The following is a 12,722-nucleotide window of genomic DNA, read 5'->3' on the forward strand; positions in this document are numbered from 1 at the left end:
CGCACCGCTCAACACCTCGTCTGCGGCCACCTCCACAGACCGACCAACGACGGAACGCACCGCTCGAGATTCAGCCGCTGTCACACGGCAGATAGACCGGTGCAGTTACGGGCCTGTAGTGCTACTTCTCGACCAACGAGCGCATACCGATCCACCGCTTGAAACGTTCCAACGGACCGAACTCGTTGCCGGCGCGCGGCCGCAGCGCAAGCACGATCACACCGGCCGTAACGATGCCCGCCAGGTTCACCGCAAGCTGACCTGCGGACATGAACGCCGCGTTCCACTCCCCCAAAGTGGCCGCGACAACGGCGAATCCGGCAGCGGGCACGGTGGTCACCGAGATGAACACACCGACCAGTGCCGCCGATTTCGAGGTGACCAGCGACAGCATGCCCGCCGCCCCGGCCAGCAACGCGACGACCAGCGAGAACGGCCCTACCTCATAGATGAAGTCGACGTTGGGCAGACTCTCCACGCCGTTCAGCTTGATCCAGCCGAACTGTTCCCACATCAACGTTGCGAACAGCGTGATCACCATCGCTATCGGGAACCCGACAGCCAACGCGATCGCGGATCGGCGCGCGAGCCGAAAGTCTCTGCGCACCATACCGACCGCGAACGCGGCCAGCGGACCGAACTCCGGCCCGACCACCATCGCCCCCACGATGGTCACCGGAGAATCGGTGGCCACACCTACCGCGGCGAGCAGGCAGGCGATGGTGAGGAAGGCGATGAAGGTGGAGTTGAGCGTCGACTCTTCTTTCGTCTGCGCGAGCAGTTCTTCCCACACCACCGCGTCGGTCGGATCGCCCGGCGCCGCCTTGACCGCCCGGTCCCCCGCTTCCGACAACACCGTCTCGACCGGCCCGAGGGTGATGCCGCCGGATTCACTGATCCCGAGCGCAGTCACCTCGGCCAGCACCTCGTTGGCGGCCTCGCGCGCGACGTCGGCCTGAATCAAGTCGCCGGCGGGTTCCACCGCGACGCCGCGAGCCAGGGTCACATGGGTGGCCCCTGGGTTCGCGGCGAGCACGGCCAGCACCTTGTCGGTGGTGTCCGACGGGCTGATCATGCGCAGATGCAGCAACGGATCCCCTCGTGGTCAGCGTCGCCCGGCGGGTCGACGGATTGAAACTGTCCAGAAGGTACCGTTCCCACCGTTATTCGGCGGGCTTGTCCGCCTTCGCGTCGGCCTTGTCACCCTTCGCGTCAGCCTTGTCGCCCTTGGCTGCGGGCTTGGCGTCCAGTCCCGCCTCCTTGCGCTGCTGCTCGGTGATCGGTGCGGGCGCGTCGGTCAACGGGTCGACGCCGCCGCCGGTCTTCGGGAACGCGATCACCTCACGGATCGAGTCGAGCCCGGCGAGCAGCGCGACGATGCGGTCCCAGCCGAACGCGATGCCGCCGTGCGGCGGAGCGCCGAAGGCGAAGGCGTCCAACAGGAATCCGAACTTCTCCTGCGCCTCCTCCAGGCTGATACCCATCACCTTGAAGACGCGCTCCTGCACATCGCGGCGGTGGATACGGATGCTGCCGCCGCCGATCTCGTTGCCGTTGCAGACGATGTCGTAGGCGTAGGCGAGCGCGGAACCGGGGTCGGTGTCGAAGGTGTCGACGGACTCGGGCTTCGGCGAGGTGAACGCGTGGTGCACCGCCGTCCACGCCGAATGACCAAGTGCCACATCGCCGCTCGCGGTGGCCTCGGCGGCGGGCTCGAACATCGGCGCGTCCACGATCCACACGAACGCCCACGCGTTCTCGTCGATCAGCCCGACCTTGCGGGCGATCTCGCCACGCGCGGCACCGAGCAGCGCGCGCTGCGCCTTGGCCGGACCGGCCGCGAAGAACACGCAGTCACCGGGCACCGCGCCGACGTGCTTGGCCAGCCCGTCGCGCTCGGCGTCGCTCAGGTTCTTGGCGACGGGGCCGCCAAGCGTGCCGTCCTCGTTGATCAGCACGTAAGCCAGACCCTTGGCGCCGCGCTGCTTGGCCCACTCCTGCCAGGCGTCGAGCTGACGCCGCGGCTGGCTCGCGCCGCCCGGCATGACGACGGCGCCGACGTACGGCGCCTGGAACACCCGGAACGGCGTGTCCTTGAAGTACTCGGCGCACTCGGTGATCTCGATGCCGAAACGCAGGTCCGGCTTGTCGGAACCGAAGCGCCGCATGGCTTCCGCGTAGGTCATGTGCGGAATCGGGGTCGGGATGTCGTAGCCGATCAGCTTCCACAGCCCGACCAGGATCTGCTCGGCGAGCAGGATCACATCTTCCTGGCGGACGAAGCTCATCTCGATGTCGAGCTGAGTGAACTCGGGCTGGCGGTCGGCGCGGAAGTCTTCGTCGCGGTAGCAGCGCGCGATCTGGTAGTAGCGCTCGATGCCGCCGACCATGAGCAGCTGCTTGAACAGCTGCGGGCTCTGCGGCAGCGCGTAGAAGCTGCCGGGCTGCAGGCGCGCGGGCACCAGGAAGTCGCGCGCGCCCTCCGGGGTGGAGCGGGTCAGCGTCGGCGTCTCGACCTCGACGAACTCGTGGTTCGCCAGCACCGCGCGGGCGGCGGCGTTCGCCTTGGACCGCAGGCGGATCGCGTGCGCCGGACCTTCGCGGCGCAGGTCCAGGTAGCGGTACTTCAGCCGGGCTTCTTCGCCGGGCTGCTCGTCCAGCTGGAACGGCAGCGGCGCGCTCTCGTTGAGTACCTCGAGCTCGGTGACGTTCACCTCGATGGTGCCGGTCGGCAGTTCCGAGTTCTCGTTGCCGTCCGGGCGCAGCTCCACCACGCCGGTGACGCGCACGCAGTATTCGGCGCGGAGCCGGTGTGCCTGCTCGGCCGGTTCGCCCTCGCGGAACACCGCCTGCGACACACCCGACGCGTCGCGCAGATCGATGAAGATCACGCCACCGTGGTCACGCCGCCTGGCCACCCATCCGGTGAGGGTCACGGTCTGACCGGCGTGCTCGCTTCGCAGCGAACCAGCCAAGTGGGTGCGCAGCACAAGGTTCCTTTCGACGACTTCGCACCGGCAGGCAATGGCCAGGTGCGGTAGTCATCGTAGCCAGCCCGGCCGCTGAGCCGGAAACCGATATCCATGCTGTTCACCTCAGTCGCGACGGCGTGGGTCCGCCGATCCCGCTCGATCCGTCCGCCGCGTCGATTCCGCTGCGCCGCTCACCGGTTGAATCGCCCGGAACGTGGCATCCCGTGCTCGTAGCGAAACACGTCCGCCGGGTGGAAACAGACCTCGCCCCGCCTGTGTCAAGCTTTAGACCACGCGGCGCCCGGGCAGGCGACAACACAGAGAGCGACGACGATGACCTTCAACGAGGGCATGCAGATCGACCCCGACCGGGTTTCGGTAGGTGGCGGACCGGGCAGGGGCGGCAAAATCGCGCTGGGGGGTGGAGCGGGCGGGCTGATCGTGCTGGTGCTGGCACTGCTGCTCGGCGGCGATCCGGGTTCGCTGCTCGGCGATCTCACCGGCGCCCAGGACTCCCAGGTGGCACCGGCGCCCGGTGGCTTGCCGGAACACTGCACAGACGGAGCGAGCGCGAACAAATACGTCGACTGCCGGGTCGCGCTCACCATCCAGAGTCTGGACGCGGTGTGGGCACCCGAACTGCCGAAGCAGACCGGCCAGCGTTATGTGGAGCCGAAGGTCCGGATGTTCTCCGGTGCCATCAGCACCGGATGCGGCAATGCGACCAGCGCGGTCGGCCCGTTCTATTGCCCGGCAGACCAGTCCGCCTACTTCGACGTCAGCTTCTTCCAGGAACTCGTCGACCGCTTCGGTGCCAGCGGCGGACCGCTCGCCCAGGAATACGTGGTGGCGCACGAGATCGGCCATCACATCCAGAACCAGCTCGGCGACATCGACCGCGCCCAACGGGATCCGCAGGGCGCGAACTCCGCCGCCGTGCGCACCGAACTGCAGGCCGACTGCTACGCCGGTCTCTGGGCGCACTACGCGGACAAGACTCCGGCGCCGGGCAGCAACCAGCCATTCCTGAAGCCGCTGTCGGACAACGACATCCGCGACGCGCTCTCGGCCGCGTCGGCCGTCGGCGACGACCGGATCCAGCAGGCGGCCCGGGGACGGGTGAATCCGGAGGCCTGGACACACGGGTCGTCGGAGCAGCGGCAGAAGTGGTTCCTCACCGGGTACAAGACCGGCCAGGTCAAGGCTTGCGACACCTACTCCGCGCCGAGTGTGGACAACCCGCCGGCACTGCGCTGACCGGTCGGATTGCCCAACACGCCAACGGCATTCGCCACGCGCGGATTTGACGCTCCGCTGACATCCCTGTGCGATGTCAGCGGAGCGTTTTCATCGATACGGAGGTTGCGAACTATGCGACGAACGAAAGCCGCACTGCTGGTCGCCATGCTGACGCTCGCGATCAGCACCGGAACCGCGGCAGCCGACCCGCCCGATCAGCCGGCGGCGCACGGTCCCGTCTCCGCTCCACTGGCGCTGCTCACCCTCACCACCATCCCGAACGGCTGGCAGACCCGCATCGATCTGCGCCCCCAACTCGAGGTGTCCGGTGATGGACGCGCTGTGAAAACCCTCGACGCCGTTGCCGCGGAACGAAACCCGGACACGCCCCCGCAAAAGGTCAACGGCCATATTCCGCCCGAGCTCCTGGCCGCTGCCCTCGCCGAAACCAAAGCTCTCGCCGATCTCGATTTCGGCATGCCCACCATCACCGACCAGGGCAGTCAGATCATCGACCTCATGCCACAGCCTCCCGAAGCAGACGCGCACTTGATCGTCTACGCCCCCGGGTCCACCGAAGGCCTGTCCCCCGACCAACAATCGGCCCGCAAACGTTTCGCCGATCTCTACCGCAAGCTCCTCGACGCGTTCACCCCGGGCGGCTGACCCCCGCCCGGCTCCGCCCAGCGGAACATGGCGACGCCACTCGACTTCCCCACCCCCATGCCCCGCTCGGCGAACCACGACCTCGCCAGCTCCGCCGAGCGGGACATAGCGGCACCGCCGCTCGGCATTCCCCGCCACCAGGTCCCGTTCGACCTCGCCAGCTTCACCGGGTGGGACATGACGGCGGCGCCACTCGACACCTCACGCCACCACGCCCCCTTCGACTGCGCCGACTTCACCGAGCAGGACATGACGGCACCGCCGCTCGGCATTCCCCGCCACCACGTCCCATTCGACCTCGCCAGCTTCACCAAGCGGGACATGACGGCGGCGCCACTCGACACCTCACGCCACAGCCCAGCTTTCGCACGCAGTCGGCGGCCCGCTCAACTTACCTGCGCCGAGCGGACATAGCGCTGGCCTCACTTACCCCTCCCCGCCACCACGCCCCATTCGACCTCGCCAGCTCCACCGAGCAGGACAAGCGGCACCGCCACTCGATGTTTCACCGCCGCCATGCCCCATTCGGCGAACCACGACCTCGCCAGCTCCGCCAAGCAGGACAAGCGGCACCGCCACTCAACGTTTCCCGCCACCACGCCCCATTCGACCTCGCCAGATTCACCGGGTGGGACACGACGGCGGCATTACGCGACATCTCACGCCACCATGTCCCGCACGGCGAACCACGATCCCGCCGGCTCTGCCGAAAGGGTAATAGCGGCGGCGCCACTCGGCATTCCTCGCAACCATGTCCCATTCGACCTCGCCGGCTCCGCGCAGCGGGACATCACGGCGCTTCCACTCGACATTCCCCGCCACCACGTCCCGTTCGGTAGAGCGCGGAACATCGGTTCGGCCCAGACCTCGCAGCACCGTACGGATGGCGCTGCTGCGGAGCAGCTTCCATATGCCGACCGCATATCTGGATGCGGCCCAACTATTCTCGGGCAGTACAACCCACTTCCGCCGCGCGCTCGGGCCAACCACCCAGAACAGCAAGTAGCCCGACCCGAGCAACTTCCACTGCTCGAGCCGGGCTACCCCGAACGATCCGTACCTAGAACTGATCCTGCTCGTAGTCGGAGCCGATGATCTCGTCCGAGTGCGTCGCACCGATGACATCCGGCGTGGATTCACCGAGCGGACCGGTGAGATCGTCGTTACCGGTGGCACTTTGGTAAGGCTGCACGTTCCGCGAGTGTTCGTCTTCGTTGCGCTGACCGCCTGCAGCGCCGGGAGCGCCCATGAATCCACTGCCCGCACCTGCCGCAGTAGTGCTCGGCGTGCCGGTAGAGGTCGGGCCGAAACCGGTGGTGCCGGGGACACCGCTGATCGACCGGATCGGTGACATGCTGGTGCCGGGCAGCGCGGTGGCCTTGGGCATCGACGGTGTGCCGGTGCTCGGCCGACTACTCGGACTGCCCGTGCCGGTACGGCTCGACGGGCTGCCGGGCACGCCGACCGGAGTGCCGTGGCTGGTCGTGCTCGGACTGCCGGTGCTGTTCACCGAGGCGGGCGACGTCGAAGTCGGGGCGCCGGTGGACGAGTTCAAGCCTGCGGCCTGGGTCGCGGTCTCCGACGCGGTCGACTGCGCCTGCTCCAGGATCGGCTGGCCGACGTTCTGGGCCAGCGCCTGCGCGATCTCCTGCGGTGCCGGTCCGCCGCCGGGGGCGACCAGCTGCTGCACCATGCCGCTCAGCTCGCCCGTCTTGCCGGCGAGATCGCCGCGGGTGGCGTTGACGATGCCGACGGCTTGACCGAGATGCTCGGTAGCCGACGCCATCAGTGTGGCCTGGGCGGGCGGGGTCAGGATGACCGGCGCCATGGCGGTCGCCTGCGTGGCGAACGACGAAGCGACGGTGAGCAATTGCGCGTTCCCCTGCTGCACCACCGCGGCGGCCCGCTGGGTGAGTTCGGAGATGTCGATGCCGCGCTTGCTGGTTTCCTGGCCTTCGGTGTTGGCCTGCTGGCTGGTGGCCTGCGCGTTGCGGGCGGCCTGGCTCTGCCACAGCTGCTCGACGGTGGTCATGCTGCCCTTGCCGACCTGCATGGCCATGTCGATGACCTTGGAGGACTGGCTCAGGATGGCGGTCGGGTCGAGCGCGCCGATGACGCCGGTGCCGAAGCTGCTGAGCAGGTCGAGGATCGGCTTCATCAACAGGTCGACGCCGGGCAGCGCGGGCACCGCGACGCCCTGCATGAGCGCGGAGACCGGGTCGGCGGGCAGCGCGGGCAGTGCGGTCGGGACGGCGGCGGCCGCCTGGTTCACCGCGGCGGCGGCCGAGCTCGGCGCCGAACCGAGTGCGCCGTTCAGCACGCCGGTCGCCTGATCGAGCGCCTGCGTCACCGGCGCGGACACGTGCTGCAGCGCGGATTGGGTGTCACCGAGCAGGGCCGAGACATCGGACGGCACGCCGACGATGCTCTGCGCGTCCGGCGTGGGATTGCCGTTCATGCCCGGCAGGCCGGCCGGCGTGGCGAGCGCGTTGTTCTGCTCGTCGCTGATCCGCTTGGACAGCACGAACTCCGGCGACTCGATCGGCGGCATATCGTCGGGCACCTGGCCGAGCGGCACGTCGAGCACAGCCTGGGCGGCCGAGTTCTGCGTCGCCTCGAACACGGCCTGCTGACTGATGGCCACGTTCTGATCGGCGGCGTGCGCTATCGCATGCTCCTCCGGCGCGATCACCCCCGTGTCGAGTGGCTTCATACCGCGCCGCCGATCTGGTTGCCGATGGCGTTGAGCGCGGCCGAGCTGGACCAGTCGGTCGCGTCGTAGGCCGCGGCGGCGCTGAACGCCGACTCGGAAAGCTTGGAATACTTGGCGGACAGATCATTGATGTCCTTCGCCTGCAGCACCTGCGCCGCGGCGAACATTGCCAGGTAGTCGACCCCGATCAACCCGAACACCGGCACGAGTGCCGAGACGTTCTTGACCGCGTCGAAATTACCTGCCCCCGCAAGATCACCGGCGATGCCCGCGTTCGTGGCGGCGAACGCCCGGACCGCGTCGGTCTCTACCGAGAGATCACTCATCGAGTTGCCCCCCAAATCGTCGTGCACATCAGTGTCGTGAACTTCTTCGTCGTCACCGTCTGCCCATGCCGAACGGCTTGGCCGCTACGGTTGGGCTCAATATAGCGGACGGTACCGGCAACTTTCGAGCCCATCGCGACGTTCACAAGGGGAATAGGAAGGAAACTGGAACGTGTTGCAAATTAGAACAAGTTCTATATTCTCGATGCCATGAAGGTCGCAGTGACCGGCGCAGCCGGCTACCTTGGCACGAATCTGCTCCGCCTGCTGGTCGCGCGCGGCCATGAGGTGACTGCCATCGATCGGGTGGTGCCACCGACGGCCGACGAGCCGAACGTCACCTGGGTCAGCGGGAACGTGCTGGATCCGGCGTCGATGCGGGAGACGCTGCAGGGCGCCGAGATCGTCTATCACCTGGTCGCGGTGGTCACCCTCGCCGAAAAGAACGATCTGGCGTGGAAGGTGAACACCGAGGGCGTCCGGGTCGTCGCCGAGGCCGCGCTCGCGGTGGGCGCGCGGCGCATGGTGCACACCAGCTCGATCCACGCGTTCAACCAGTACACCTGCGGCGGGCGGATCGACGAGAGTGCGCCTCGCTCCACCGATCCCACCCTCCCCGTCTACGACCGCTCGAAGTGGACCGGCGAGGTGGCGCTGCGCAAGGTGATCGATCAGGGCCTGGACGCGGTGCTCTGCAACCCCACCGGCGTGTTCGGCCCCCTCGACTACAGCAAGCCGCTGTCCCGCATCAACCGCACGCTGCGCGACGCGGCGCAGGGCCGCATTCCGGCGATGATCGGCGGCGGCTTCGACCTGGTCGACGTGCGCGACGTGGCGCAGGGCTTGGTCCTGGCGTCCGAGCGCGGCCGCACCGGCGAGAACTACCTGCTCGGCGGCGAGATGATCTCGATGCTCGAGCTGTGTCGCCTGGCCGCGGCCCACGGCGGCAAGCGCGGCCCCCGATTCGCCATCTCCCCCAAGCTCGTCGGCGCGGCGATTCCGCTGCTCGCGCCGATCGGCAAGGCCTTCAAGTCCGACATCGTCTCGAAAGCCGCACTGGGCGCGCTGATTTCGGCTCCCGTCGTGGACCACGGCAAAGCCGAACGCGAACTCGACTACCGCCCGCGCGCCACCGACGAGACCGTCCGCGATCTCGTCGCGTTCTTCGCCGACCCGACCCCGCTGGCGCCGGATACTCGGCAAATCGCCTGATCGACGGCACCCGGACCGACTAGTCAAGCTTGCCTAGTCGCCCGCCGGGTGCTATTTTTCAGCAGCTAGCCAAATTTGGCTAGATTCTCCGAAAGAGGGTGTTCTCGATGGCCGGCGAAGTGACGATGCCGATACTGCCGTGCAATTCGATCGATGAGGTCGCCGAGTTCTACCGGATGCTCGGCTTCGAACAGACCTACCGGCAGACCCGCCCGAACCCGAGCCTGGTCATGCGATGGGAAGATGTCCACCTGCACTTCGGCGCGATCCCAGGCTTCGTTCCGGCCGATTCCTACGGATCATGCGTGATCTTGGTCCCCGATATCGGCGCGCTGTTCGCCGCTTTCGCCGAGGGGATGCGCGCGGTGCACGGCAAGCTACTGATCTCGGGAATACCGCGGATGACGCGCCCACGCAAGCGCAAGAACGCCGACAACCTCACCGGATTCCTGGTGGTCGATCCGGGCGGGAACTGGATTCGCTTCCACCCCAAGGCCGCAACGCCGGAACAGCCTGTCGACGCGGCCCCGGGCAGGCTGCGCAAGACGCTGGACAACGCGGTCGTCATGGCCGATTCGCACGGCGACAATGCCCACGGCGCAAAGATTCTCGACGGCACCCTGGCGCGCGAGCAGAACACCGCGACACCGGTCGACCTCGTCGACGCACTGACCTATCGAGCCGAATTGGCAGTCCGGATGGGCGACCCGGACTTGGCAGGGCAACTACTCGACCGCAGCCGGGCGATACCGTTGACCGACGCCGACCGCGTCATCCTCGCCGATGCCCTGGCCAATGCCGATGAGCTGCAACGCGTTCTGCGCTCCCCCGCCACCGACTGAAAGGAACGCATGTCCGCGGTTCGCTTGCTCGTCCTCGGTGCCGTCCGGCGCCGGGACCGTGCGCACGGATATCAAGTACGCGCCGACCTGGAATCCTGGGGTGCGCATGAATGGGCGGGCGTGAAGTCCGGCTCCGTCTATCACGCGCTCAAAGCCATGACCGGCGAAGGACTGCTGATCGCGCACGAAATCACCCCGAGCACCACGGGTGGGCCGCCGCGCATCGAATACGAGGTCACCGACGCGGGCGACCAGGCCTACTTCGCGCTGCTGCGCACCGCGCTCTCCCACCAGGATCCGCGGATGGACATGCTCGCCGCCGCCGTGGGTCTCATCGATGACCTCCCCCGCGCCGAAGCCATCGACCTGCTGCGGAAACGCGCCGAGGTGATGGAGCAGTGGCGGCGGAGCGTCACCGGCGAACTCCCGCCCGGCACCGATCTGGACACCTGGGGACCCGTCGGCGAAGTACTCGGACTGTGGTTACACACCGCGGACAGTCGCGCCGAATGGACCCTTCGACTCATTCGCCGCCTCGAAGCGGGCGCGTTCGATATGGCAGACGACAAAACTCGGCAGTGAGACTGGTGCGTTCATGGGCAGCGGGTGGCGAGGACGCAGAACTCGTTCCCTTCCGGATCAGCGAGGGTCACCCAGCTCACGTCACCTTGGCCGACGTCCGCGTACCGAGCACCCAAGTCCAGTAGGCGACGGACCTCGTCGTCCTGATCCCGGTCGGTCGGGTTGACGTCGATATGCAGTCGGTTCTTGATCGTCTTGTCCTCGGGCACGCGCGCGAACCCCAATGTCGGCGGCACCGGACCCGGACGATCCCTCCCTTCCGGCACCAAAGGGGAACCGATGCTGACGAACCCGTCCTCTTCGTCCAGCACCTCGTAACCGAGGACAGCACACCAGAACTGAGCGAGACGCACGGGATCGGCACAGTCGATCGCGAGCTCGGTGAACTTACTGGCCATGTCCGGACCTTTCAGTGGATAACGGCTGTGCTCCCCCACTCAACCCTGCACCGAACAGTTCGGCCACTGGATTTGTGCCTGGCGATGATCCGGACGGTGGCGACCGACCGCATCTTTCGAATAACTGACGGGCGACACGCCCGCTCGAACGCACTCACGTTTCCATCCATGTGGTCGCGTATGACGAATGCTTTTTCGGGGCGACGATGTGGGCGTCCTGCTCGCTACTCGAGTCGTACTGCGTCGGCGGACCGCGCATCCAGCTGCGAGCGGCCGCCGCCAGGTCTGATCAACCAACTTCTGGGTCGACGGCGGCCCGGACAGACGGAAGGTTCGCCATGCGGAAGCTGCATGCCATTTCCCTCTCCACGATCACGCTCGTCATGCTTTCAGGGTTGGCCGGACCGGCCGCCGCGGGCCCGGACCCAGACGAGCAGGAGCTGGCGTCCTATCTGCTCCGGGTGCCGCTGCCCGGCCCCGCCACCGACTTGGCGATCATCACGCCGGAGAAGTACACGAAGCTCAACCAGGCGTTTTGTTCGCCGGATGAGCTCACGGCGAAGATGCTGCAGGACATCGACTTCGTGTACAAGGAGGCACTGCCGGTCGCCTTCGGCACGCCGGAGGTGACCAAGGACCCCATCGCCGACGCCCGCAAGGAAGTTCTGGGAACCACCGAACTCACCAACGAAGTCCGTTGGAAACTGTGTCCCGGCAAAAATGAACGGATCAGCGAAACCCAGGCCGCCTACCACAAGGCCCTGGTACGGCACATCAAGGAGGATGGCACCACTCCTGTAGCCAAGCTGCGAAAAGAGGGACTGACGGCCGAAGACAAGAAAGCCAAGACTGCCAGCATCTGGACGATGCGCCTGGCAGGATTCAAAACCGCCTTCCAAAAATATCTCGGCCCCAACGAGATCTGAGCGTCTCGACGCGATGAAATATTGCAACGTCCGCACTACGGGGCGTTGCAGTGTTGGACCGACCAGACACGGGCACCGCACCGCTGATACGTCGCTCGCTGTCGCTCACCACTCGATCGAGTACGTCGAGCGGCGTACCCGGGCCGCCAATAAGCGGTATCGGCCAGGCTGCCGTTCGTCGAGGACGGGTCCTACCCCTCGATGGCGGTGGCCGCCCGGCCGCATACACAGCGGCGAGCAGCCTACGGTCGGACTCGGCCGGGTTCGTTAATGATGTGGAAGACCATGATGCCGATCGCTGCCGTTTGTATGAACAGCTGCCCCAGTGGGTCGCTCCAGACCGTGCCGGTGCGGACGACCGACGTGGCGATGCCTGCCAGGAGCAAGCCGACCACGATCAGCGCGGCAACCGATCTACGGATTGTCCACCGTTTCCGCGGACCATCTACCGCGCCGGTGTCCAGCCCGACTGTGACCAAGACCAGAAAGGCGGCAACAACACTGGTTATGACGAAGAGGCGAGTCGCCGTCTGGTCGCCCCAGCCCGCGCTGAGAGCCAACCTGGCCACGCCGGCAATGTACAGGCCGATGACGACCAGTGCGGCGACCCCGCTGAACTTCGACCATCGCTTCTTCGGGCCTTCTGCGGCAACCGATCCCACCCCTGTTGTACTCACAGCAGGAGCCTACAAGTCCGATGGCCGCGCGACCCGGTAAGCAGCGCACTTACACCGCGTACTACGGGCCTGGGATTCACGCCATCTGCGGTTTCCCAGCGGGAGTAGTGGATGACTGCGCTGAACCCGGAGTAGAGAAGGGAACTGCGCACAGCATCGCGGACACCCT

Annotated in this window: 13 protein-coding genes; 7 read left to right on the forward strand and 6 right to left on the reverse strand. The window is 66.8% G+C overall.

Annotation, left to right across the window (positions count from 1 at the left end):
* Positions 1–121: 121 nt before the first annotated feature.
* A complete protein-coding gene (locus tag IBX18_RS23500) occupies positions 122–1,090 on the reverse strand; it encodes a DUF389 domain-containing protein (protein WP_194835711.1) in 969 nt (322 codons plus the stop codon).
* 73 nt (positions 1,091–1,163) lie between these two features.
* Positions 1,164–2,990 carry an aspartate--tRNA ligase gene (aspS, locus tag IBX18_RS23505; RefSeq protein WP_194835712.1) on the reverse strand — a complete coding sequence of 609 codons (1,827 nt, stop codon included), beginning with the start codon at positions 2,988–2,990 and terminating at the stop codon, positions 1,164–1,166.
* A gap of 315 nt (positions 2,991–3,305) precedes the next feature.
* Here aspS and IBX18_RS23510 point away from each other — a divergent pair, with 315 nt between their 5' ends.
* The 3 genes from IBX18_RS23510 (at position 3,306) to IBX18_RS23520 (ending at position 5,291) form a co-directional block, all read left to right on the forward strand.
* On the forward strand, positions 3,306–4,229 hold the full coding sequence (locus IBX18_RS23510) for a neutral zinc metallopeptidase (RefSeq protein WP_194835713.1): 924 nt from the start codon (positions 3,306–3,308) through the stop codon (positions 4,227–4,229).
* Between the two features lie 114 nt (positions 4,230–4,343).
* A complete protein-coding gene (locus IBX18_RS23515) occupies positions 4,344–4,877 on the forward strand; it encodes a hypothetical protein (RefSeq protein ID WP_194835714.1) in 534 nt (177 codons plus the stop codon).
* Positions 4,878–4,904: 27 nt separating this feature from the next.
* The gene (locus tag IBX18_RS23520) at positions 4,905–5,291 is read left to right on the forward strand and encodes a hypothetical protein (RefSeq protein ID WP_194835715.1); all 387 of its coding nucleotides are present in this window, start codon (positions 4,905–4,907) and stop codon (positions 5,289–5,291) included.
* A gap of 646 nt (positions 5,292–5,937) precedes the next feature.
* On the opposite strand, the gene IBX18_RS23525 is transcribed toward IBX18_RS23520, so the two are convergent.
* Together IBX18_RS23525 and IBX18_RS23530 are read right to left on the reverse strand one after the other, a co-directional pair.
* On the reverse strand, positions 5,938–7,590 hold the full coding sequence (locus tag IBX18_RS23525) for a hypothetical protein (protein ID WP_194835716.1): 1,653 nt from the start codon (positions 7,588–7,590) through the stop codon (positions 5,938–5,940).
* Positions 7,587–7,916, reverse strand: a complete 330-nt coding sequence (locus tag IBX18_RS23530; protein WP_167768771.1) for a type VII secretion target — start codon at positions 7,914–7,916, stop codon at positions 7,587–7,589. Before IBX18_RS23530 ends, IBX18_RS23525 begins: the two co-directional genes overlap by 4 nt.
* Positions 7,917–8,126: 210 nt before the next feature.
* On the opposite strand from IBX18_RS23530, the gene IBX18_RS23535 reads away from it, so the two are divergent.
* The 3 genes from IBX18_RS23535 to IBX18_RS23545 all read left to right on the forward strand — a co-directional run bounded on the left by IBX18_RS23535 (position 8,127) and on the right by IBX18_RS23545 (position 10,552).
* Positions 8,127–9,128 carry an NAD-dependent epimerase/dehydratase family protein gene (locus tag IBX18_RS23535; protein WP_194835717.1) on the forward strand — a complete coding sequence of 334 codons (1,002 nt, stop codon included), beginning with the start codon at positions 8,127–8,129 and terminating at the stop codon, positions 9,126–9,128.
* 107 nt (positions 9,129–9,235) lie between these two features.
* On the forward strand, positions 9,236–9,970 hold the full coding sequence (locus tag IBX18_RS23540) for a VOC family protein (RefSeq protein ID WP_194835718.1): 735 nt from the start codon (positions 9,236–9,238) through the stop codon (positions 9,968–9,970).
* A 9-nt stretch (positions 9,971–9,979) separates the two neighbouring features.
* Entirely contained in the window at positions 9,980–10,552 is a 573-nt protein-coding gene (locus tag IBX18_RS23545; protein ID WP_194835719.1) for a PadR family transcriptional regulator, read from the forward strand.
* Positions 10,553–10,563: 11 nt separating this feature from the next.
* Here the strand turns inward: IBX18_RS23545 and IBX18_RS23550 are convergent, their stop codons facing one another.
* Positions 10,564–10,950: a VOC family protein gene (locus IBX18_RS23550; protein WP_194835720.1), complete on the reverse strand. Its 387-nt coding sequence runs from the start codon at positions 10,948–10,950 to the stop codon at positions 10,564–10,566.
* Between the two features lie 338 nt (positions 10,951–11,288).
* Here IBX18_RS23550 and IBX18_RS23555 point away from each other — a divergent pair, with 338 nt between their 5' ends.
* On the forward strand, positions 11,289–11,876 hold the full coding sequence (locus IBX18_RS23555; RefSeq protein ID WP_194835721.1) for a hypothetical protein: 588 nt from the start codon (positions 11,289–11,291) through the stop codon (positions 11,874–11,876).
* Positions 11,877–12,118: 242 nt separating this feature from the next.
* Here the strand turns inward: IBX18_RS23555 and IBX18_RS23560 are convergent, their stop codons facing one another.
* A complete protein-coding gene (locus IBX18_RS23560; protein WP_194835722.1) occupies positions 12,119–12,553 on the reverse strand; it encodes a hypothetical protein in 435 nt (144 codons plus the stop codon).
* Positions 12,554–12,722: the final 169 nt, after the last annotated feature.

The sequence above is a fragment of the Nocardia sp. XZ_19_369 genome, from assembly GCF_015355715.1.
Classification (GTDB): Bacteria; Actinomycetota; Actinomycetes; order Mycobacteriales; family Mycobacteriaceae; genus Nocardia.

Coding starts and splice junctions, on each gene's coding strand:
- IBX18_RS23510 (WP_194835713.1), top strand. CDS start 3,306: ATGACCTTCAACGAGGGCATGCAGATCGACCCCGACCGGGTTTCGGTA.
- IBX18_RS23515 (WP_194835714.1), top strand. CDS start 4,344: ATGCGACGAACGAAAGCCGCACTGCTGGTCGCCATGCTGACGCTCGCG.
- IBX18_RS23520 (WP_194835715.1), top strand. CDS start 4,905: ATGGCGACGCCACTCGACTTCCCCACCCCCATGCCCCGCTCGGCGAAC.
- IBX18_RS23525 (WP_194835716.1), bottom strand. CDS start 7,590: ATGAAGCCACTCGACACGGGGGTGATCGCGCCGGAGGAGCATGCGATA.
- IBX18_RS23530 (WP_167768771.1), bottom strand. CDS start 7,916: ATGAGTGATCTCTCGGTAGAGACCGACGCGGTCCGGGCGTTCGCCGCC.
- IBX18_RS23535 (WP_194835717.1), top strand. CDS start 8,127: ATGAAGGTCGCAGTGACCGGCGCAGCCGGCTACCTTGGCACGAATCTG.
- IBX18_RS23540 (WP_194835718.1), top strand. CDS start 9,236: ATGGCCGGCGAAGTGACGATGCCGATACTGCCGTGCAATTCGATCGAT.
- IBX18_RS23545 (WP_194835719.1), top strand. CDS start 9,980: ATGTCCGCGGTTCGCTTGCTCGTCCTCGGTGCCGTCCGGCGCCGGGAC.
- IBX18_RS23550 (WP_194835720.1), bottom strand. CDS start 10,950: ATGGCCAGTAAGTTCACCGAGCTCGCGATCGACTGTGCCGATCCCGTG.
- IBX18_RS23555 (WP_194835721.1), top strand. CDS start 11,289: ATGCGGAAGCTGCATGCCATTTCCCTCTCCACGATCACGCTCGTCATG.